This is a genomic window from Haliovirga abyssi (assembly GCF_030295325.1).
Classification (GTDB): Bacteria; Fusobacteriota; Fusobacteriia; order Fusobacteriales; family Haliovirgaceae; genus Haliovirga; species Haliovirga abyssi.
The window spans coordinates 1,173,215-1,195,426 of record NZ_AP027059.1 but is presented as its reverse complement, the minus strand read 5'-3'; the positions used below and the strand labels follow the sequence as shown (position 1 = coordinate 1,195,426).

20 protein-coding genes are annotated in these 22,212 nt (G+C 26.1%); 18 read left to right on the top strand and 2 right to left on the bottom strand.

Annotated elements, in window-relative coordinates:
• Position 1 precedes the first annotated feature (1 nt).
• From RDY08_RS05360 to holA, 9 genes are all read left to right on the top strand, one after another.
• Positions 2-682 carry a MotE family protein gene (locus RDY08_RS05360; protein WP_307905405.1) on the top strand — a complete coding sequence of 227 codons (681 nt, stop codon included), beginning with the start codon at positions 2-4 and terminating at the stop codon, positions 680-682.
• A 1-nt stretch (position 683) separates the two neighbouring features.
• On the top strand, positions 684-971 hold the full coding sequence (locus RDY08_RS05355) for a septum formation initiator family protein (RefSeq protein ID WP_307905404.1): 288 nt from the start codon (positions 684-686) through the stop codon (positions 969-971).
• Positions 972-1,149: 178 nt separating this feature from the next.
• Complete coding sequence (locus tag RDY08_RS05350) at positions 1,150-1,602, top strand: S1 RNA-binding domain-containing protein (protein WP_307905403.1); 453 nt, start codon at positions 1,150-1,152, stop codon at positions 1,600-1,602.
• Between the two features lie 10 nt (positions 1,603-1,612).
• Positions 1,613-2,626, top strand: coding sequence for a class II fructose-bisphosphatase (gene glpX, locus RDY08_RS05345; RefSeq protein WP_307905402.1), 1,014 nt, complete (start codon positions 1,613-1,615; stop codon positions 2,624-2,626).
• 17 nt (positions 2,627-2,643) lie between these two features.
• On the top strand, positions 2,644-4,182 hold the full coding sequence (gene guaA, locus RDY08_RS05340; protein ID WP_307905443.1) for a glutamine-hydrolyzing GMP synthase: 1,539 nt from the start codon (positions 2,644-2,646) through the stop codon (positions 4,180-4,182).
• Positions 4,183-4,298: 116 nt separating this feature from the next.
• The gene (locus RDY08_RS05335) at positions 4,299-5,084 is read left to right on the top strand and encodes a HutP family protein (protein ID WP_307905401.1); all 786 of its coding nucleotides are present in this window, start codon (positions 4,299-4,301) and stop codon (positions 5,082-5,084) included.
• A 268-nt stretch (positions 5,085-5,352) separates the two neighbouring features.
• Positions 5,353-5,835, top strand: a complete 483-nt coding sequence (locus RDY08_RS05330) for a hypothetical protein (RefSeq protein ID WP_307905400.1) — start codon at positions 5,353-5,355, stop codon at positions 5,833-5,835.
• Between the two features lie 3 nt (positions 5,836-5,838).
• A complete protein-coding gene (locus RDY08_RS05325) occupies positions 5,839-6,837 on the top strand; it encodes an SPL family radical SAM protein (protein WP_307905399.1) in 999 nt (332 codons plus the stop codon).
• Positions 6,837-7,796: a DNA polymerase III subunit delta gene (gene holA, locus RDY08_RS05320; protein ID WP_307905398.1), complete on the top strand. Its 960-nt coding sequence runs from the start codon at positions 6,837-6,839 to the stop codon at positions 7,794-7,796. Before RDY08_RS05325 ends, holA begins: the two co-directional genes overlap by 1 nt.
• A gap of 58 nt (positions 7,797-7,854) precedes the next feature.
• Here holA and RDY08_RS05315 read toward each other — a convergent pair whose 3' ends face one another.
• Positions 7,855-9,198: an IS3 family transposase gene (locus RDY08_RS05315; RefSeq protein WP_307903683.1), complete on the bottom strand. Its 1,344-nt coding sequence runs from the start codon at positions 9,196-9,198 to the stop codon at positions 7,855-7,857.
• Positions 9,199-9,462: 264 nt separating this feature from the next.
• Positions 9,463-9,726 (bottom strand): 30S ribosomal protein S20, encoded by a 264-nt coding sequence (gene rpsT / locus RDY08_RS05310; RefSeq protein WP_307905397.1) that lies wholly within the window; start codon positions 9,724-9,726, stop codon positions 9,463-9,465.
• A gap of 317 nt (positions 9,727-10,043) precedes the next feature.
• On the opposite strand from rpsT, the gene RDY08_RS05305 reads away from it, so the two are divergent.
• The 9 genes from RDY08_RS05305 (at position 10,044) to RDY08_RS05265 (ending at position 22,172) form a co-directional block, all read left to right on the top strand.
• Entirely contained in the window at positions 10,044-12,524 is a 2,481-nt protein-coding gene (locus tag RDY08_RS05305; protein ID WP_307905396.1) for a helicase C-terminal domain-containing protein, read from the top strand.
• Positions 12,508-14,514, top strand: a complete 2,007-nt coding sequence (locus tag RDY08_RS05300; protein ID WP_307905395.1) for a methyl-accepting chemotaxis protein — start codon at positions 12,508-12,510, stop codon at positions 14,512-14,514. Before RDY08_RS05305 ends, RDY08_RS05300 begins: the two co-directional genes overlap by 17 nt.
• Before the next feature lie 74 nt (positions 14,515-14,588).
• Positions 14,589-14,750, top strand: coding sequence for a 30S ribosomal protein S21 (rpsU, locus tag RDY08_RS05295; protein ID WP_307905394.1), 162 nt, complete (start codon positions 14,589-14,591; stop codon positions 14,748-14,750).
• Between the two features lie 11 nt (positions 14,751-14,761).
• Positions 14,762-15,202 carry a GatB/YqeY domain-containing protein gene (locus RDY08_RS05290; protein ID WP_307905393.1) on the top strand — a complete coding sequence of 147 codons (441 nt, stop codon included), beginning with the start codon at positions 14,762-14,764 and terminating at the stop codon, positions 15,200-15,202.
• A gap of 248 nt (positions 15,203-15,450) precedes the next feature.
• Complete coding sequence (locus RDY08_RS05285; protein ID WP_307905392.1) at positions 15,451-16,392, top strand: PhoH family protein; 942 nt, start codon at positions 15,451-15,453, stop codon at positions 16,390-16,392.
• Positions 16,389-18,437, top strand: a complete 2,049-nt coding sequence (locus tag RDY08_RS05280) for an HD family phosphohydrolase (RefSeq protein ID WP_307905391.1) — start codon at positions 16,389-16,391, stop codon at positions 18,435-18,437. The genes RDY08_RS05285 and RDY08_RS05280 overlap by 4 nt, the downstream gene beginning before the upstream one ends.
• A gap of 16 nt (positions 18,438-18,453) precedes the next feature.
• Positions 18,454-18,912, top strand: coding sequence for an rRNA maturation RNase YbeY (ybeY, locus tag RDY08_RS05275; RefSeq protein ID WP_307905390.1), 459 nt, complete (start codon positions 18,454-18,456; stop codon positions 18,910-18,912).
• A 3-nt stretch (positions 18,913-18,915) separates the two neighbouring features.
• Positions 18,916-19,620 (top strand): diacylglycerol kinase, encoded by a 705-nt coding sequence (locus RDY08_RS05270; RefSeq protein WP_307905389.1) that lies wholly within the window; start codon positions 18,916-18,918, stop codon positions 19,618-19,620.
• A gap of 194 nt (positions 19,621-19,814) precedes the next feature.
• Entirely contained in the window at positions 19,815-22,172 is a 2,358-nt protein-coding gene (locus RDY08_RS05265; protein ID WP_307905388.1) for a ribonucleoside triphosphate reductase, read from the top strand.
• Positions 22,173-22,212 lie beyond the last annotated feature (40 nt).

The following is a 22,212-nucleotide window of genomic DNA, read 5'->3' as shown; positions in this document are numbered from 1 at the left end:
TATGGCAGAGGAAGGGAAAAAGAAAAATAAGGAAGGGAAAAAGAAAAAAAAGAAGAAATATTTTTTCTTTACATCTTTTCTTTTTCTAATATTTTTATTCACATTATTTACAGGAACTATATTTTTAGATATTATAGGGTTTTTAGATTTATCAAAATTGTTTCCACCAACATCTAAAATAGCTAAGATGCCATATGTAGGAAGCTATTTAAAATATAGTTATCAAATACACTTAGATGATGATGAGAGATTAAAATTATTGTCTAATAAATATCAAGAAGAGATACAACTAAAAAATAGAGAAATTTCATTAAAAGAAAAGAAAACAAAGGAATTAAAAGATTCATTATTAAAAAAAGAAGAGAAATTAAACACCAAAGAAAAAATTTTGAATGAAAAAGATAAATCTTTAAAAGAGAGAGAAAAAATTATATTAGAAAAAGAAAAAACATATAAAGAAAAAGAAGCAAATATTGATAAATTTGCCTCTATATATTCTAGTATGACCCCAGATGCGGTTTCAAATATAATATTAGGAGGATTAGATGAAAATATAGTAGCAAGAATATTTGAAAAAATGGATAATAAAAAAGTTGCTAAAATTTTAAATGCAATTTCGACTAAAGATGTTAAAAAAGTAAAAAGTATAATTGAATTAATGACAAAGCAAAGGGGAAAATAATATGAACTCTAGAAAAATAAAAAAAACTTTTTTATTAACAGTAAATTTGGCATTATCAATTTTTGCAATAAAAATTATATTTGAATCAATCACATTGAATGGAGAAATTTTAAAAACAAAGAATAAAATAAAAATAAAAAAAGAAGAAGTAGCAAAATTAGAAAAAAAACATGAAGAATTAAAAAAAGAATATATAAATTTAGACAATCCTAAATTTATAGAAAAAATAGCAAGAGAAAAACTTTTCATGAAAAAAAAATCTGAAAAAGTGTATAGAATGTTAAAATAGTATATAAAATTATATTAAATTTAATTTAGGAATGGATTAAAAATAATATTTCAGTTTTGTTTTTATAATAAAATATTAGGAATTTATTTTTTAAATATTCCATACTACATGTAATTGTAGTAAAAAAATTAATTGAAAATAAAAAAAATTAAAATTTCGGAAGGAGAGTAAAAAATTAATGCAAGTAACTGTGGGAGAGAAATTAACAGGAAAAGTAGAAAAAATAACTAAATATGGAGCTTTTGTAAGTTTGGAGAACAATAAAAAAGGGTTAGTTCATATTTCTGAGGTTAGTAACAAATATATAAAAAATGTAGAAGATGTATTAACTGTTGGGCAAGAGGTATCTGTCGTTGTTTTAGCCATAAAACCAGATGGAAGAATAGATTTATCTATAAAAAAAACTGAAGAAGCAAGTAGGCCAACAACAAGACCAGCAACTAAATCTAATTACAATAGAAAGCCATCTGAAAGATTCGATAGAAGAGGTAGCTCATCTAGAAATACAAAAGTAGAGCCAGCTAAGCCAGCCAATTTTGAAGATAAATTAGCAGATTTTTTGAAAAATAGTGAAGAAAATTATAATACAATTAATAAAAGACTGAATAAAACAAAAAAAAGCAGGAGGTAAATTATATAAAATGAAAAGAAATCTTGCATTAGAATTTGCAAGAGTAACTGAAGCTGCAGCTTTAGCTAGCTCTAAATGGATAGGCAGAGGTGACAAAGAATCAGCAGATCAAGCAGCTGTTGACGCAATGAGATATATGTTAAATGAAATAGATATTTCTGGTGAAATAGTAATTGGCGAAGGAGAAATAGATGAAGCTCCAATGCTATATATTGGTGAAAAAGTAGGTAAAAGTCAAGAAGCTACTCCAGTAGATATTGCAGTGGATCCTTTAGAAGGTACAAGAATGACTGCTCAAGGTCAAGCAAATGCAATTGCGGTAATGGCAGTAGGTAATAGAGGCAGTTTTTTAAAAGCTCCTGATATGTATATGGAGAAATTAATTGTAGGACCAGAAGCAAAAGGAAGTATTGATTTAAACAAACCTTTAAAAGAAAATATATATAGCGTATCAAAAGCTTTAGGCAAAGAATTATCAGATTTGACTATTGTAATTTTGGATAAGCCAAGGCATAAAAGTATCATAAAAAATTTACAAGATATGGGTATGAGAGTTATTGCATTACCTGATGGAGATGTAGCAGCATCAATTTTAGTAGCAGTAATAGATTCTGAAATTGATATGTTATATGGTATAGGTGGAGCTCCAGAAGGGGTAATATCTGCTGCTGCAATGAAAGCCTTGGGTGGAGATATGAATGTACGACTTAAAACAAGAAGTGAAGTAAAAGGGATAACTTTAGAAAATGATAAAATTAGTAAAGGTGAAATAGTAAGATGTAAAGAAATGGGAATTGAGATAAATAAAGTATTGACATTAGATGATTTAGTAAAAGATGATCAAGTAGTGTTTACAGCTACAGGAGTTACTCCAGGAGATTTAGTTGAAGGGGTCTCTCGAAAAGGAAATATTGCTAGAACAGAAACTTTATTAATCAGAGGGAAAACAAAAACTGTAAGATATATAAAATCTATACATAATTTAGATTTTAAATCAGAGGAATTAAAAAAAATTATATTATGATTTGAGAGGAGATGAAAATGCATAAAGGCGGTATTGTAATTTTAGATTTTGGGTCACAATATAATCAACTAATTGCTAGAAGAGTTAGAGAAAAAGGAGTATATGCAGAGATTGTTCCATATTTCACTAAAATAGAAAAATTAAAAGAGATAAAACCAAAAGGAATAATTTTGTCAGGAGGACCTGCTTCTGTTTATGCAAAAGAAGCTCCAACAATTTCAAAAGAGATATATGAATTAGGTATACCAGTTTTGGGGATTTGTTATGGAATGCAATTAACAACTCATTTATTAGGTGGAGAAGTAGCAAGAGCGGATAAACAGGAATTTGGGAAAGCGGATTTGATTATTGAAGATAAATCATTACCAATTTTTAAAAATATGCCTAAAGCTTCGCAAGTGTGGATGAGTCATGCAGATCATGTAACAAAATTGCCTGAAGGATTTAAAAAAATAGCATATACAGATAGTTCAATTGCAGTGATTGCGAATATGGAAAAAAATATATATGCTGTACAATTTCATCCAGAGGTAACACATTCTATATATGGTTCTGAATTTTTAGGGAATTTTGTATTTTCTATTTGTAAATGTGAAAAGAACTGGGATATGGGGAACTATATAGAAAAAGCTGTAGCAGATATTAAAGAAAAAGTTGGAGATAAAGAAGTTATTTTAGGACTTTCAGGTGGAGTAGATTCATCAGTAGCAGCAGTTCTTATACATAAAGCAATAGGTGATCAATTAACTTGTATATTTGTTGATACAGGATTATTAAGAAAAAATGAAGCTGAAAAAGTAATGGAAACATATGGGAAAAATTACAATATTAAAATAAAATGTGTTGATGCTTCTGAAAGATTTTTAGGAAATTTAAAAGGAGTAACTGATCCCGAAAAGAAAAGAAAAACTATAGGTAAAGATTTTATCGAAGTGTTTAATGAAGAAAAGAAAAAATTAAAAAATGCTAAATTTTTGGCACAAGGTACAATATACCCAGATGTAATAGAATCTCAATCAGTAAAAGGACCATCTGCAACAATAAAAAGTCATCATAATGTAGGTGGATTGCCAGAAGGGATGGATTTTGAATTATTAGAGCCTTTAAGAGAACTTTTTAAAGATGAAGTAAGAAAAGTAGGAAGAGAATTAGGAATACCAGATCATATGATTGACAGGCATCCTTTTCCTGGACCAGGACTTGGAATTAGAATTTTAGGAGAGGTAACAAAAGAGAAAGCAGATATTTTAAGAGAAGCTGATGATATATTTATAAAAGAGTTATGGAATCATGCTCTATATAATAAAGTTAGCCAAGCTTTTGTAGTATTATTACCTGTGAAATCTGTAGGTGTAATGGGAGATGAAAGAACATATGAGTATACTGCGGTACTTAGGTCAGCAGATACTACAGATTTTATGACTGCTACATGGTCACATTTGCCATATGAATTTCTTGAAAAAGTATCAAATAGAATAATAAATGAGGTGAAAGGAATTAATAGATTAGCTTATGATATTAGTTCGAAGCCACCAGCAACAATAGAATGGGAATAGAATTTTATCAAGCGAAGCTTATCTTACGAATAGATTTATTACTTTCCTAGAAAAGGGAAATAAATGCTTGGTATCTTATATATTATTATATAACTTATGGGATTGGAGGTAACAGATTGGGACTTACAGTGAGAGATATTATGCAAAAAAGGCCTGTTACAATTGATTGTAAAAAAAATTTAGAATATATAAAAAAAGAGATGATAATTAATAAAAAAAAGTATGTTGTAGTTATTTCTGATGGAAAATATTTAGGCTTGATAAAAGTAAGTGATTTAGTTAATGAATATAATAAAAATTTAATTGCTGAAGAATTTATTGAAATAGCTGAAGAAAAAGTAGAGCCATTTACTCCTGAAAGGACTATAAAAGAAGCAGCAGAAAAAATAATAGAATATGGGATAGAATTTTTGCCTATTGTTAATAAAAATCAAGAATTAATTGGAGTCGTTACTCCTGGAGATATTGTTAAAGATTTTGTAGTAACAAAATCAGATGGGAAAATGACTGCAGAAAGAGCAGTTATATTTTTAGCAATGACTCAAACAAATGAAGATGAAAAATATTGGTTTGATAGGATAAAAAAAATGAATTATAAAGCTGCAGTTACTCAAGTAGGAGCTAATGGATTAGAATTACCATTAAAGCTTAGAGAAGGTGCTATTGTGGCTGCTATAGCAAAAGAAGTTATTCATGAAAATTTAAGAGAAAAAAATGCTGTATCTAATGCTGTTAGAGATGTGTACTCTCAAATAGAGATTATAAATAGAGGATTAGGTGGAGGATTTAAAATTGCTGTTATAAGAGGAAGAGATATGATAACAGTAGCTGCTTATGGAAAATGTGGACACGCATTGGGAAGTGGACCTGATCATATTTTTATGGGATATAGTATAATATAATTTTTCAGAATATTTCAACCACGAATTAATACAGATATATGCGAATAGATAATTTATTTGTGTATATTAATGTTATTTCGTGGTTTGTTAATTTTTATATTAATAAAAGTTAAAGGATTGAATTAATTTTTATTAATTTAGGAAAATGGGAGTAAAAAAATCCTCTCTTAAGATAGAAGAGGACTTAAGTTAGGTCTGAAGAGTAATAAAATAAACAACATAAATTTTTAAATATGAATTATTACTATTTTTGAAAGGAGATTAGAATATGTTTTATGAAAGATTTAAAGAAAAAATAAAAAAATATGATTTAAAAGAAAAGAAAATATATAAGTATGGCATTAATTTTAGAAGAAAATTTATTTGGTTTATAAGTGGATTTAATTTGTTATTTGTTGGATTATTTTTCTTTTATCAAAATTTAAAATTAAAAGATAATTTTCAATTTTTAATGTCAGGTTTTTTTATATTTGTAGGTGGAGTATTTATATATATGATGATGGAATATAAAATTTCAATTGATATTGTTAATGAAAAATTAAAATATAAAAAAATGGAAATTGAATTAAAAGATATAGAAAAAATAACATTAAGAAGAATGGTGCCAACAGGTGGAAAAAATATAGAAAAATGTATAGATATTATTACAAAAGAAAAAAAGCAATATATTATTCCTCTTATTATGTCAAAATCTGTAGAATTTGTTGCAGTATTAAGAAAAAAATATTCAAAAAAATTTAGTATGGAGTAGAATATGATATTTATAACAGAAGATATAAAAAATTATAAAAAAGGACAAGAAATTTTATCTAAAATATCTGATTATAAAGTAGTAAAAGATAAAAATGAATTTATAGAGATAATAAAGAAACAAAATTTATCTTATATTGATGAGAAAAAAAATATGTTTTTTGGAGTAAAAAAAGGAAAATTTTTAAAACAATATTATTTAGATAAAAATTTTGTAGGAATAAAAGAGGAATATTATTTGACATATGAGAATAATTGTCCTTTTAATTGTCTTTATTGTTATTTAAGAGATTATTATCAACATGGGGCATATATGTTTTATGTAAATATAGAGGATATGTTTTTAGAATTAGATAATTTTAAAGAAAAAGGCTCTATGATAAGCTGCGGAATAGTAAACGATTCTTTAGTTTATGATAATATTACAAATATAAATTCTGATTTGATAAATTATTTTAGAAATAGAGATGATATAAAACTGGAGATAAGAAGCAAGAGTAATAATATAAAGAACTTACTTAATATAGACCCGTCAGATAGTGTTATTGTATCATTTACATTTAGTCCACAGGAAATTATAGATAAATATGAATTAGGAACATCTAATCTTGATGAGAGAATAGAGGCAGCTTATAAATTACAAAACATAGGTTATAATATTGGAATAAGAATAGATCCTATTATTGCAGTTACTGATTTTGAAATTTATTATAATAATATGTTGGAAAAGATATTTTCAACATTAGATAGAAAGAAAATAATAAATATAGGAATAGGTGGATTGAGATATAAAAAAGGATTAAAGAAAAAAGTTTTAAAAGAAGTAAAAACAGATCTGTTCTTTAATGAAATTATAGTTGGAATAGATGGAAAAGAAAGATATTTTAAGCCTTTAAGAATAAAAATGTATAGATTAATTGTAAATAAAATAAGAGAATATGGAAATTTTGATATATATTTAGGAATGGAACCTAAATATGTTTGGGATGAGGTGTTTGTATAATGTTGTATTTAGTAGTAGGAGATAAAAGCAGAGAGTTTGAGTATAGTAATCTTGTGAAAAAAATTAAAGAAAAAAATAGTGGAATAACAGAAGAATATTTTGATTTAAGCCAAAAAGAGGAAGAGAAATTTTTACAATCAGTATCTTCTAATTCAATTTTTGGAGGGAAAAAATTTATTATTTTAAAAAGAGCCGAATTAGTAAAAAGAAGTGATAGCTTTTTTAAAATTTTAAAAAAATATTCTTATGATAATAATGAAGTTATAGTAGATTATTTTGACGAAAAGAAAAAATTCTCAAAAACAGCACTTAAAATAGCAAAAGAGATAGGGAAAGTTATAGAATCATACGAATATAAAAAAGGTGAAAAAGCTATATCATATATAAAAGATAATTTGTCTATAGATAGCAGAGAAGCACATGAATTAATGCAAATGATAGGAGATAATTATAACACAATAAAGAATGAAGTAGAAAAAATAAAGTTATTTCTAAATGGTGAAGAATTTGAAATAGATAAAATAAAAAATATTGTATCTTTAAGAGAAGAATATACTATATTTGAATCAATTGATAAATTAATAAATGGGAAAAAAAGAGTTTTATTGGACTATTTAAATATGAATCCAAATAGTTATATAATGTTTTTTGAAATGATAGTTAGAGAATTAAAATTAATATTGAAATTAAAAATTTTAGAAAATGAAAGAAAAATTGATGTAAGAGGTGGATATCCAAGTTTTAGAGATAAAGCTTATTTAAATATAAAAGGATATTTTGGAAAGATGCATCCATATGTAATATTTAATAGATTAAAAATTTTAAAAATAATAAATGAAAAAAATTTAAAAATTGAATTAGAGAAGTTATTGACTATAGATTACAAAATAAAGTCAGGACAATCGCCAGCAGATATAGAAATTAAAAATTTTATAATAGAATTTAATATAGGCAAATAAAAAAAGAAGCTACGCTTTAATCTGTACCCTTTGTCAAGTACATTTAAAAAAAAAGTAGTTAAGCTGATTTATTTTCTAAAAGATGATTTCTATATTTTATAGGAGTCATCTTTTTTAATCCCCACTGACATCTATAATTATTATAATAATCCATATAATCATCAATCTCATTAATTAATTCTTCAAATGTATTACATTCTTTAATATTTGCTTCATCTTTAAAGTGGCCAAAAAATGATTCTTGAGGAGCATTGTCCCAGCAATTACCTCTTCTTGACATTGACTGATCTAAGCCACTATTTTTAACTAATTTTTGAAATGTTGGGCTTGTATAATGGACTCCTTGATCAGAATGTATTAATGCATCCTTATGAATTTTAAAGCTTTTGTTTTCCATAAGAGTTCTTATTGTTTCTGTTGCAATTTCTAACTTAATATTTTTAGATAATACATATGCAGGTATTTCTCCTGTTGAACTATCCTTAATAGTTGATAAATACGCACGTTGACCATTACCATATGATAGGTATGTTATATCTGTTAATAATATTTTCCCTGGTATTTCTTGTTTAAATTCCCTATTCAATTTATTTGGAATAGTTGTATGCTCTTTTGTAGCCTTTGCTATTCTCTTATAAGGATTTGCCTTTCTAATCGTACATACAATACTATATTTTTTCATAATTCTTCTGATTTTTTTCAGATTAAAAATTGTAGCAAATTCATTTTCTAAAGTCATTTTTATCTGTCTAGCTCCCTTTTGCCTACCTTTGAATTCATATGCTTTTATGATTAAATCTCTTGCTTTTTCATCTTCTAATTCTTGATTGCTTTTATTTGTTTTGGAAGTTTCAGACAAATAGTTATAATAACTTGTTCTAGAAATTTCTGCAACTTCACATAAATATTTTATAATATTTTTTACACCACTTGTTTCTATTACATCTTTGATTATAACAAACTTTTCTGATGGCGATAATTCAATTAATTTACCGTTCACCTCTCTTTCTCGCACGTCTAGCTTTTTTAGCAAATCAATCTCCGCTTGAAGATAATCATTTTTTACTTGAAGCCTTTCATATTTCTCTTCTAAAGATAGCTCTCTTTCTAAAGGTCGTCCAGAGTTCTCTTTTCTTCTATCATCTAACCCTAATACTCCTTGCTCTTTATAGGCACGTCTCCATCTTGCTGCTGCTGATCGAATCCTTTTCATCCCTAATACTTGTACGTCAAATCCATATTTTTCAAATATTGCTCTAGGTAAAATTTTATCTTGACTTTCTGCAATAAAAATTCTTCTGAATTCTGATGTATATGTGATTGCCTTAGAACTTATAGTTTTGACATATTTATTTTTTGATAAAATTTCAATCTCTTTTTTTGTGAATATTTTGTTGCTCATGAAATCCTCCAATCTATTAAATTAACATTATAGATATTATATAAAAATACCATATCTGATGCAACTTTTTTTTAAATGTCCATCTTATAGGGTACAGTATACTTCATCTCGTAGAGTATAAATGTTTTTCTAAATTTTTGGTTTCTGAAAAATTTTGCCTTGAAAAATTGTATACTAAAAAAAATAGCGTAGCTTCTTTTCTGAATAAATTTATATTTTCCTAACAAATAAAAAAAGAGGCAATTAAAAGCCTCTTTTTTACGCTTAAACTAATTTATTTAGTTCTGCAGTTAATCTTGATTTTTTTCTTGCAACAGTATTTTTATGTAAAATACCTTTTTGAGCAGCTTTATCAAGCTCTTTATAAACAGCACTCAAGTTTACTTTTGCTGTATCGATATCATTGTTTTCAATCGCAGTTTCGAATTGTTTAAGAGTAGTTTTAACTCTACTTTTAACGCTTTGATTTCTTAAACGATTTCTTTCAGCTACTCTAATTCTTTTTTTTGCTGATACTGAATGTGCCAAAAGATTGCACCTCCTTATTATTAAAATTTCATCCTAATAATAATATCATCTTTTCTTATAAAAATCAAGTGTTTTTTAATTTAATAATAAAGTATAAATTTGTTTAGAAGAAAAATAGTACCATTTTTTTAGTATCTAATTTTTTAAGATGAAATTTTTTAGCAGGTAAAATAACAGGATTATTTATAATTATTACTGCTGTTATTTTAAGTTATCATATCGCTACAAGCATTGGAAAATTAAACTTAAACCACGTTTAAAATTAATTTGCGAAATAAAAAAAAATATGGTAATATATAAAGCAGGAGGAACACTTAATGAATATAGAAGAAAAAATAGAAGAAGATGCAATAGAAAAAATATATAATGAAATATCTTTTGCTAACGGTAATGAGGTATTTTTTTTTGGAATTTTAGATGAGAATAATCTAGTACCCGAAGTCAAAGTTATAGCTAGAGGCAATGAATATTCTGTCCCTGCAATTTTAAATAGAATCAAAAAAAATGGAGTTATAATCCATAATCACCCATCAGGAAAATTAGTGCCTTCTGATAATGATATAAAATTATCGTCTATTTATGGCAGCTATGGTGGCGGTAGCTATATTGTGAATAATGAAGTTAATGATATATATGTTATTGTAGAGCCTTCAATTGAAAAAATAGTTTCTATAGATGTAGAAAGATACTTTGTAGAAGATGGATTGTTATCAAATAGATTTTCAAATTATGAACATAGAAAAGAACAGATAGAAATGGCAAATACTGTTTCTAAAGGGATAAATGAAAATAAAAAAGTTGTAGTAGAAGCTGGAACTGGAACTGGAAAAACACTTGCTTATTTAATTCCATCTATTGAATGGGCTGTTAAAAATAATAAAAAAATAATTGTATCTACTAATACAATTAATCTTCAAGAACAACTATTAAGTAAAGATATTCCTCTTATAAAAAAAACAATGGGATATGACTTTAAAGAAGTTTTGGTTAAAGGAAGAAGAAATTATATCTGTAGAAGAAAAATAGGAAATATCACAAATGAAGATAAAGAAGTTTTAGATGATAGAAATAAAAAAGATTTGATGGAAATATTAAATTGGTATGGATTAACTGTAACAGGGGATAAACAGGAGTTAGTTATAGAGCCTGGATTTTTAGCATGGGAAATGGTAAGTTGTGAAGCAGATTTATGTTTAGGAAGTAAATGTAAATATTATGACAGGTGCTTTTTCTTTAAAGCAAGAAAAAAAATATTTTCAGCAGATGTGTTAGTTACAAATCATCATATGTATTTTGCAGATTTATCTATTAGGAAAGAAAGTTATTTTTTTAATAATTATTCTATTTTACCAAGTTATGATTTAGTTGTTTTTGACGAAGCTCATAACATAGAGAAAGTGGCAAGAGATTATTTTAGTATAGAAGTTTCTAAATATATGACATCTAAAATATTAAATGCTATATATAGTAATAAAAAATATAAAAATCAAAATGGTGGATATTTGTTAAAATTAGTTGATTTTTTAAAAAAAGAGATATCAAAAGAAGGTTTTACAGTAATAGATAATATCGTACATAATAATATAATATTAAATCATAAAGATTTTTCAGATAAATTTGCAGATTTTTTTAACTCTATAACAAACAGTTTTGCAAAATTAGGTATGAAAAAAGAGATAAAAAAAAGATTAAAAAAATCTGATTTAAAGAATATTAAAAATTGGGAAAAAGAGATTGTGAAAAGGTTTGCAGAATTAAAAAAAGTATATATAAATTATAAAAAAGATATAATAAAAATTCAAGGGATTATAAAAGATGAAGATCCAGAAGACAAAAATGGGGTGATTTTAGATTTTAATAGATATATAGAAAGATTGCACTCTATTATGAAAAATTTAGATTTTATTATGGAGATAGAAAAAAATGAATTTGTATATTGGATATATATAAATGCTAAACAAACAAATGTGAAATTATCTGCAACACCTTTGGACGTTGGAAAAGATTTAGAAGAAAGCCTATATCAAAATTTGGATAATATTATTTTTACATCAGCTACGTTAGCTGTAAATAATAAATTTGATTATTTTAAAAATTCAATAGGATTAGAAGAAGATGTTATTGAAGAGGTAATTGATTCTCCATTTGACTATAAAAATCAAATGGAAATTATTATTCCTAGTGATTTGAAAGAACCAACAGACAAAGAATTTTTAGTAGATAGTTCAGATTTTATAAAAAAATTAATAGAAGTTAGAAAAGGGAATACATTTTTACTATTTACATCTTATTCAGCATTAAATATGCTATATTATGCTATAAGAGATGAGCTGTCACAAAAAGGGTTTAATTTACTTATTCAAGGACAATATCCAAGACATAGCCTAATTGAGATGTTTAAAATGGGAAATAATAGTGTGCTCTTTGGAACAGATAGTTTTTGGGAAGGAGTTGATGTAAAGGGAGATAGATTAAATTCTGTTATTATAATTAAGCTACCATTTAAAGTACCATCAGAACCAATAGTAGAAGCTATAATAGAAAAATTAAAATCAGAAGGGAAAAGCCCATTTTTTGAGTATCAAATACCAGAAGCAGTTATAAAATTAAAACAAGGTGTTGGCAGATTAATAAGAAGTAAAACAGATAAGGGAATTATTACTTTATTAGACAATAGAATTTTAACAAAAAATTATGGAAAACAATTTTTAAAATCATTGCCAAAGGGAAGATTGATAATTAAATCAAGAGAAAAAATAATAAAAGAGGAGATGGGATATTATGAAGATAAGAAATAAGATGTATCTGTTTAGTTTTTTTACAGCAATTGTACCATTAATTTTAATAGGTGCGGTTAGTTATAATATTGGAGTACAAAAATTAGAATCATTACAAGTAGAAAATGTAAAAAGTTTATTATTGCAGACAAAAGATAAGCTTACGCAGTTAATGAATAGTTCTGCAGGAGATGTTCAAATAATCTCTAAATCATTTGAAGAAAATGGAATAGATGGAGCACAAGGAATTTTAGATAGTTTCAAAGTTGCAAAAGAGAGTTATGTAAATGTTTATTTTGGAGTACAAGAGAGTGGAAAATTTATACAAAGTCCAATTCATGATATGCCAGCGGGATATGATCCAAGACAAAGGCCATGGTATAAAGGAGCTGCAGGGAGCGAAGTGTATATATCAGAGCCATATAATGATGCAACTACAAATGAGACAATGATTACAGTATCAAAAGCAGTCTATAAAATGGGAAGAAAATTAGGAGTAGTTGGAATTGACCTAAACTTAAGTAAAATTTCAACTTCAATAAACAAATTAAAAATAGGAAAAACTGGTTATTATTATGTTATGTATAAAGATGGTACTGTTATTATGCATCCTGATAAAAAATTGATAGGAACAAGTTTAATAAAATATGATTTTGCAAAAGAGATGGTAAATAATGATAGTGGGATAGTTGATTATGTTTGGAAAGGAAGAGCAAAAAAGGTGGCATATGAAAAAATTCCTGGTTTAAATTGGACAATAGGGGGTTCTGTTTATAGAGATGAATTAAAAAGTGCATTTACAGGAGTGAAATATTTTACGTTTATTATGATTATTTTGATTTTATTTATAGTGGCGATTGGTGTAACTATTTTTGTAAAAAAATTATTAGTTGGAATATCTCAAATAGTAAATATTTCAGAAAAAATGTCACAAGGAGATTATAGTCAAAGAATAAAAATAGAACAAAAAGATGAAATAGGAAAAATGGCAAATAGATTTAATGATATTTTAGACAATCAATCTGAAGTAATAGAAAATATAAAAATTAAAGCAGTAGAATTAAGTAAATTATCATCAGATGGAAAAAATATGGCAGAAAAATCAATGGAAAGCGTAACAGAAATAGCAAAAAGTATCAATGAGGTAGCTAAAGGAACAGAATCAAATTCAAGTGCAATAGTTGAAGCCTCAAGTGGGATAGAAGAAGTAGCAAGGACATCAGTATCAGTAGCAGATTTAGCACATGATATAAATGAAAAAGCAGAAGAAACAAATATAAAAGCTGAAAAAGGACAAGAAGATATACAAATTTTAGTAGGAACAATGGAAGAGATAGCTTCAAGTGTAGAAGAAGCTTCAAAAGCTACAATAGAATTAAGCAATCAAACAGAAAATATAAATGATTTTGTAACAATAATAAGAACAATATCTGATCAAACTAATTTATTAGCATTAAATGCAGCGATAGAAGCTGCTAGAGCAGGAGAGGCAGGAAAAGGATTTGCAGTGGTAGCGGATGAAGTAAAAAAACTTGCAGAAGAGAGTAAAAAAGCTACAGATAATATAGAAGAAATTATAAGTGGTTTAACAGTAAAAAATAAAGAAGTATTATATAAAATGGAAGCTGGAACTAAAAAAGTTGAAGCTGGAGATGAAATAGTTAAAAATATAGGAGAAGAATTAATTTCAATAATAGAAGCAGTAAAGAATATAAATAATAATATAAAAGATATAACAAAAGCGTCAGAAGAACAGTCAGCTTCAACAGAAGAGATGGCAGCAGTTATAAATGATATAAGTAATATAGTACAATCAAGTGAAGAAGAGATAGAAAAAGTATCCAATAACACAACAATTGAAGTTAAAATGGCAGAGGGAGTATTAGATGTATCAAAAAAACTAGGAGAGATGTCAACAGAGATGAATAATGTATTACAAATGTTTAAGACTTTGAAAAAAGAGGATAAATCCGAAATAGAAAGTAATAAAAAAGAAATAAAAGAAGTTTAATATTGGTATTGACAGAATTAAAGATATATTGTATAATTTATCTGTTATTTTAGTAATGGAGAGGAGGAAAACGTGTGTCGACTGGAATTAAAGTTAGAAACAATGAAAGCATAGATAGCGCACTTAAGCGTTTCAGAAGAGCTGTGCAAGATGAAGGAATATTGAGAGATATAAAAAAACATGAATTTTATGAGAAACCAAGCGAAAGAAAAAAGAAACTTAAAAACCAAAAGTAGGTGTGTGAAAAATGTTGTGGGAGCAATTAAGTGAAGATATAAAAACCGCAATGAGAAGTAAAGAAAAAAACAGGCTTATGACATTGAGGATGTTAAAATCTAAATTAAAAGACATTATGATAAATGAAAAGAAAGAAATTTCTGATGAGGTATTTATTAGTGTAGTTACTAAGTCTGTAAAGCAAATAAAAGACTCTATTGAGAGTTATAAATCCGGCGGTAGAGATGATTTGGTAGAAGAAGAAAAAATTGGATTGGATATTTTATCTGATTATTTACCAGAGCAACTTTCGGAAGAAGAAGTAGAAAAAATTATAAAAAGTATCATGGTAAAAAATGAAATATCTGAAAAAAAGGATATGGGAAAAGCTATGAAACTGATTATGGTAGAATTAAAAGGTAAAGCTGATGGAAAATTAATAAATAAAATTGTTCAAAGCTATTTAAAGTAGTATTTAATAGTCCGATACATTAGTATCGGACTTTTAATTATTAAGAGAGGCTAAAAATAATTTTGTTATTTTGTTTTGAAAAATCGCATAAAAAAACGGCGTGGCTTATTTTCTGAATAAATTTTATACTTTCCTATAAAATAAAAATATAAAATTTATATGAAAAGCTACGTTTACAATTGTAATAGTTTTAGAACTTTTAATTGAATTTAAAGAAATTTATTCTTTAATGTTTCTAAGGAGGAATTTTGGAGATTATTATAAAAAAGCATTCTTTTTTGCAATATTTTTTTGGAATAAACGATAACATATTAAATGAAATTCATTCTAATTTTGAAACAATATTAAAAGTTTATGAAAATAGGCTTTTGATAGAAGGAAAAAATAAAGATATTATATATAAATATATTTTAACATTACAAGAGTTATATGATAAAGATATTTTATTATCAGAAACAGAAATTCTTGATGGAATTTTAAATTTAATAGAAAATAGAGAATTTAGTTATGATTACTTATTAAAAAAAGATAGAATATTAGCATTTAGAGGAAAGAGATTAAGACCTAAAACTAGAAATCAAACTATTTACTTAGATATGATTTCTAAAAATGATATAATTTTTGGTGTTGGACCAGCTGGAACAGGTAAGACATATTTAGCTGTAGCAATGGCAATAAAAAATTTAATTGAAAAAAAAGTTGAAAAAATAATTTTAACAAGACCTGCAGTAGAAGCTGGAGAAAGCTTAGGCTTTTTACCAGGAGACTTAAAAGAAAAGATAGATCCATATTTAAGACCCTTATATGATGCATTATATGAAATGGTTGGAGCAGAAAAAACTTATAAGTATATAGAAAAAGAAATAATAGAAATAGCACCTTTAGCATATATGAGAGGAAGAACTTTAAACAATTCATTTATAATATTAGATGAAGCCCAAAATACAACTAAAACTCAAATGAAAATGTTTTTAACTAGATTTGGATTTAATTCAAAAGCAATAATTACAGGAGATATTACCCAAATAGATTTGGAAAAGAAGTCTGACTCAGGATTAATACAGGCTATAAGAATATTGAGGAATATTTCTAAAATTGGTATAATGGAATTTGAAAAAAAAGATGTAGTCAGAAATAAAGTGGTAAAGGAAATAATTGGTGCATATGAAAAAATGGGGGAAAAAATATGAAATCTTTTAAGATTTTTAATAAAAAAATAACTATTAAAATAGAAAATAAAAAAAATAAAAAAAATATTATAAAAGAGGCAAATGTAAATTTTAGAATAATATTTTTTTTATTAATATTTATATCTTGGATATTGATAGGGAATGTAAGCTTTCAGTTTAAAAATTATAGATTAGGAGAGGTTGCTACCAAAAACATAATATCTCCAATTACATTAAAATATATAGATGTTGAACAAAGAAATTTTAATATTGAAAATATTAAAAAAAGTATTAAAAAAATATATACAAGAGATAATAATGTAGAAATAAAAGTTTTAAATGGATTAAATGATTATTTTAATTTAGCTAATAAAGAGTCTGCTCCAAAAGAAATTTTAATAGGAAAAGATGAATTAAAAAAAATAATAGGGAAAACTCAAGAAGAAAAAAAAAGTATTAAAAATAATATAGAAATAACATTAAAAAAATTATTTGAAAAAGGAATTAAAGATGAACCAGATTATTTAAATAAAGTATTAAAAGAGATGTCGAAGATGAAATTATCTTCTTTGGAAGAGGATATAGTTATTGATTTTATAGAACCAAATGAATTTTATGATGAAACTGCTACAGAATCAATTTTGAAAAAGAAAATAGCAAATTTAAAAACAAATTATGTACAAATTTTTTCTGGAGATGTTATTGTAAAAAAAGGCGAAGTTATTAATAATAAAAAGTTTGAATTATTAAATAAAGTATTTTATAAAAATAGTTATTGGAATTTTAAAAAAACAGTTGCAATTTTTTTATATATTTTAATCTTTGGAAGCTTATTTTTTATAATAATAAAAAAATATATGTTGAAAGAGATAAAAAAGAAAAATTATTATTATTTAACAGTAATAGAAATCATTGGAATGATCTCTTTATTACAGATTACAAATTTAGAATATATATATATATATCCATTTGCGGCAAGTGTACTTTTATTAGGAATGATAGTTAATGAGAAATATTCTTTAATTGTAAATAGTTTATTTCTATCAATGATTTTTATACATATAGGGTTTAATTATATAATCTTAATGTTATTTTTAGTAGATATGTTATTAGGGATATATTTTTCGAAAAAAATAAAAAATAGAACAGATATTGTAAATACAGGGTTTGTAATAGGAATTGTAAAGATAGTATTGCTTTTAGCATTTAATATTTTTTTTAATAAAGAAATTTTGAATACAGCTTATGGGGTAACTGAAGTTTTTATTTCAGGTGTTTTTTCAGGGATGATTACTATAGCATTACTTCCATATTTTGAAAATAGTTTTAATATTTTAACAGACATAAAACTTTTAGAATTAGGAGATTTTTCTCATCCATTATTAAAACAATTATCTATAAAAGCAAGTGGAACTTTTAATCATAGTATACAAGTTGCTACTTTAGCTGAAAATGCAGCAGAGGCTATAGGAGCTAATTCTACATTTGCAAGAGTTGCATCATATTATCATGATATAGGTAAAATGAAAAGGGCTAATTTTTTTGTAGAAAATCAAAAAAATGGAATTAATCCACACGAAAATATGAACCCATATTTAAGTAGCCTTGTAGTAACAGCCCATACAAAAGATGGAGATGAAATGGCTAGAGCGTATAAAATTCCAAAAGAGATAAGAGATGTTATGAAGGAACATCAAGGGACAACATTACTTGCATATTTTTATAATAAAGCTAAAAAAGAAAATCCTGATGTAAATGAAAGTGACTTTAGGTATGAAGGTCCAAAGCCAAGAACAAAAGAGTCTGCTATTATAATGTTAGCTGATTCAGTTGAGGCAGCAGTGAGAAGTATAGATAATAAAACTCACATAGCAGTAGAAGAGATGATTCATAAAGTAGTTTCTGGAAAAATTTCTGCAGGGCAACTTTCAGAAGCAGAATTAACATTTAAGGATATAGAAATTGTAATGAATACTTTTTCAGAAGTGATACAGGGGATATATCATTCAAGAATAAAATATCCAGATATATCAAAATTAAAGGGAAATAATAATAAAGAACAATAAAGTGGAGGAATTTAAAATGGAATATGTTATAGATATAACAAATGAAGTTGAAAAATATGATTTAAGTAATGAAATGGAAAAAATAGAAAAATATATTTCTGAAATATTAGATTCGGAAATAGAAGACTCAATAAAAGATATCTATTTATCATTAATGTTTACAGATATTGAAAACATTCAAAAAATTAATAAAGAATATAGAGATAAAGATATGGCAACAGATGTAATATCATTTGCATATTCTGAAACAGAAAATGCAGGCTTTTATAATGTATTAGGGGATATTGTAATATGTTTAGAAGTTGTAGATGATAATAGTAAAAAATATGGACATGGATTTGAAAGAGAACTATACTATGTGATAACTCACGGAGTTTTACATCTATTAGGGTATGATCATATTAACGAAGATGAAAAAAAGGAAATGAGAGAAAAAGAAGAATATTATTTAAATAAATTTGGATATAGGAGGTAAAAGTTGAGCTCTAGAAAAATTGTTGAAAGCTTTAATTGTGCAGTAGAAGGTATAATAGAAGCTATTAGAACAGAGTCTCATATGAGATTTCATTTATATATAACAATATTAGTATTGATGTTTTCTTTGTTTTTGGATTTAACGAAATTAGAGATAGGATTGATCTCAATAGCAATATCTTTTGTTTGGATAACGGAATTGATAAATACAGCTGTGGAAGCAGTAGTAGATATTTATGTTAAAGAATTTCATGAATTAGCAAAAGTAGCGAAAGATACTGCAGCAGGAGCTGTATTTGTAGCTGCTATAAATTCTATAATAATAGGATATTTGGTATTATATAATCATTTTGAGAGTTTTTCTAATTCTATATTATATAGACTAAAAGTGTCTAAAGTGCATACTGCTGTTTTTTCTATTATACTTATAGTTGTAATAGTAATAGGTTTAAAAGCTTATTTTAGAAAAGGAAAACCATTTACAGGAGGTATGCCAAGTGGGCATAGTGCGGTAGCTTTTTCTATATGGGTATCTATAATATTTTTATCAGATAAAATAATTATAATATTATTGGGATTATTAATGGCATTATTGGTGAGTCAAACAAGAATAAAATCAGGAGTTCATAGTTTTAAAGAGGTTATTGTTGGTGCAATTGTTGGTGGAGGAGTTACTTTTTTAATATTTGTGTTATTAAGAAGTTTTTAAAAATAGCATTGCAAATGCAAATGCAGATAATTACATCAAACACTACATATAGTGCCTGAATTAAAAATTCATACTATATGTAGTGTTTTTTTGTTGACAAAATATATTTTAAATGATATAATTTTATTATATGAGATGATTAGTTTAGAGGAAATTCTTCTTAAAATTCTCATGATATATAAGGAGGAGATATTATGTTTGTTGTAAAAAGAGATGGAGAAAAGGTAAAGTTTGATATTAGTAAAATAAAAGTTGCTGTGGCAAAAGCTTTTGAAGCAAGTAAAAAGTTTTCTGATGATCAAATTTTAGATTTAATTGCATTAAGAATAACATCAGATTTTCAATCGAAAATAAAAGATGATAATATTACTGTAGAAGATATACAAGATAGCGTAGAAAAAGTATTGGAAGAAACTGGTTATGTAGAAATTGCTAAATCATATATACTATATAGAAAACAAAGAGAAAAAATAAGAAATATGAAATCTACATATTTAGATTTTAAAAATGTAGTTAATAATTATTTAAAAGTAGAAGATTGGAGAGTAAAAGAAAATTCTACTGTAACTTATTCTGTTGGAGGATTAATTTTACATAATTCTGGAGCAGTAACAGCTAACTATTGGCTAAATGAAATTTATGATGAAGAAGTTGCAAATGCTCATAAAAGCGGAGATTTTCATATTCATGATTTATCAATGCTTACAGGATATTGTGCTGGTTGGTCTCTAAGACAGCTTATAGAAGAAGGATTAGGTGGAATAAATGGAAAAATAACATCTGCACCTGCTAGACATCTGAATACTTTAGTTAATCAAATGGTTAATTTTTTAGGTATTTTACAAAATGAATGGGCTGGAGCACAAGCTTTTAGTAGCTTTGATACTTATTTAGCTCCATTTATAAAAGTGGATAATTTGACATATAAACAAACTAAGCAAGCAATTCAATCATTTGTATTTGGAGTAAATACACCAAGTAGATGGGGGACTCAAAGTCCATTTTCTAATATTACGTTAGATTGGGTAGTTCCAGGAGATTTAAAAGATAAACCCGCTATTGTTTCTGGAAAAGAAATGGATTTTACATATGGCGATTGTCAAAAAGAGATGGATATGATGAACAAAGCGTTTATAGAAATTATGTTAGAAGGAGATGCAGCAGGAAGAGGGTTCCAATATCCAATACCTACTTATAATGTAACTAAAGATTTTATATGGGATAATGAAAATGCTAAACTTTTATTTGAAATGACAGCTAAATATGGTACTCCATATTTCCAAAACTTTATTAATTCAGACCTTGATCCTAGCGATGTAAGATCAATGTGTTGTAGATTACAATTAGACAAAAGAGAATTAAGACATAGAGGTGGAGGTCTTTTTGGGTCTGATGAATTTACAGGAAGTATTGGCGTTGTTACAATAAACTTACCTAAAATAGCATATTCAAGTAATAATAAAGAAGAATTTTATGATAAGTTAAATAAATTAATGGTTACAGCAAAAAGAAGCTTAGAAATAAAAAGAAAAGTAGTAGAACAATTAAACGAAGAGGGGTTATATCCATATACTAGAAAATATTTAAAACATTTTAATAATCATTTCTCAACTATAGGTTTAGTTGGAATGAATGAGATGTGTCTAAATGCTAGCTGGATTGGAAAAACATTAATCGAAAAAGAAGCACAAGATTTTTCTGGAGAAGTTTTGGATTATATGAGAAATAGATTAGCAGATTTTCAAGAAGAAACAGGAAATTTATATAATTTAGAAGCATCACCAGCAGAAAGTACAACTTTTAGATTAGCAAAAATGGATAAAGAAAGATTTGAAAATATTATAACTGCTGGAGATAAAGATGAAACTCCATATTATACAAATTCTTGTCATCTGCCAGTAGGATTTACAGAAGATGTATTTGATGCTTTAGATATACAAGAAAATTTACAAAATAAATTTACTGGTGGAACAGTTTTTCATACATTTTTAGGAGAAAGAATAAATGATTGGGAAACAACAAAAGAATTAGTAAAAAAAATAGCATATAATTACAGATTACCATATTATACTATTTCACCTACATATTCAATTTGTAAAACACATGGATATATTTTAGGGGAAGTTTATAAATGCCCTGAATGTGGAGAAGCAACAGAGGTATATTCTAGAATAACTGGATACTATAGACCAGTACAAAATTGGAATGATGGGAAACAACAAGAATTTAAAGATAGAAAAGAATATGGTGTGAATTTTTCTATGGATAATATGAAAGAAAAGGAAGATAATATTATTGAAAATAAAGAAAAAAATAAAGAAAAAATAATGTTATTTACAACTAAAACTTGTCCAAATTGTCCAAAAGCAAAAGATGAGTTAAAAGATATTAATAATATAGAACATTTAGATGCTAATGATAATATGGAACTTACTCAAAAATTTGGGATAAGAGCAGTACCTACATTGGTAGTTTTAGAAAATGGAAACCATAAAGTTTATTCTGGATTAAATAATATTTTAAGATTTAAAGAAGAAAGATTGGATGCATAAACAACTTGAATGGCAGATTTAATCTGCCATTTTTAAGTTT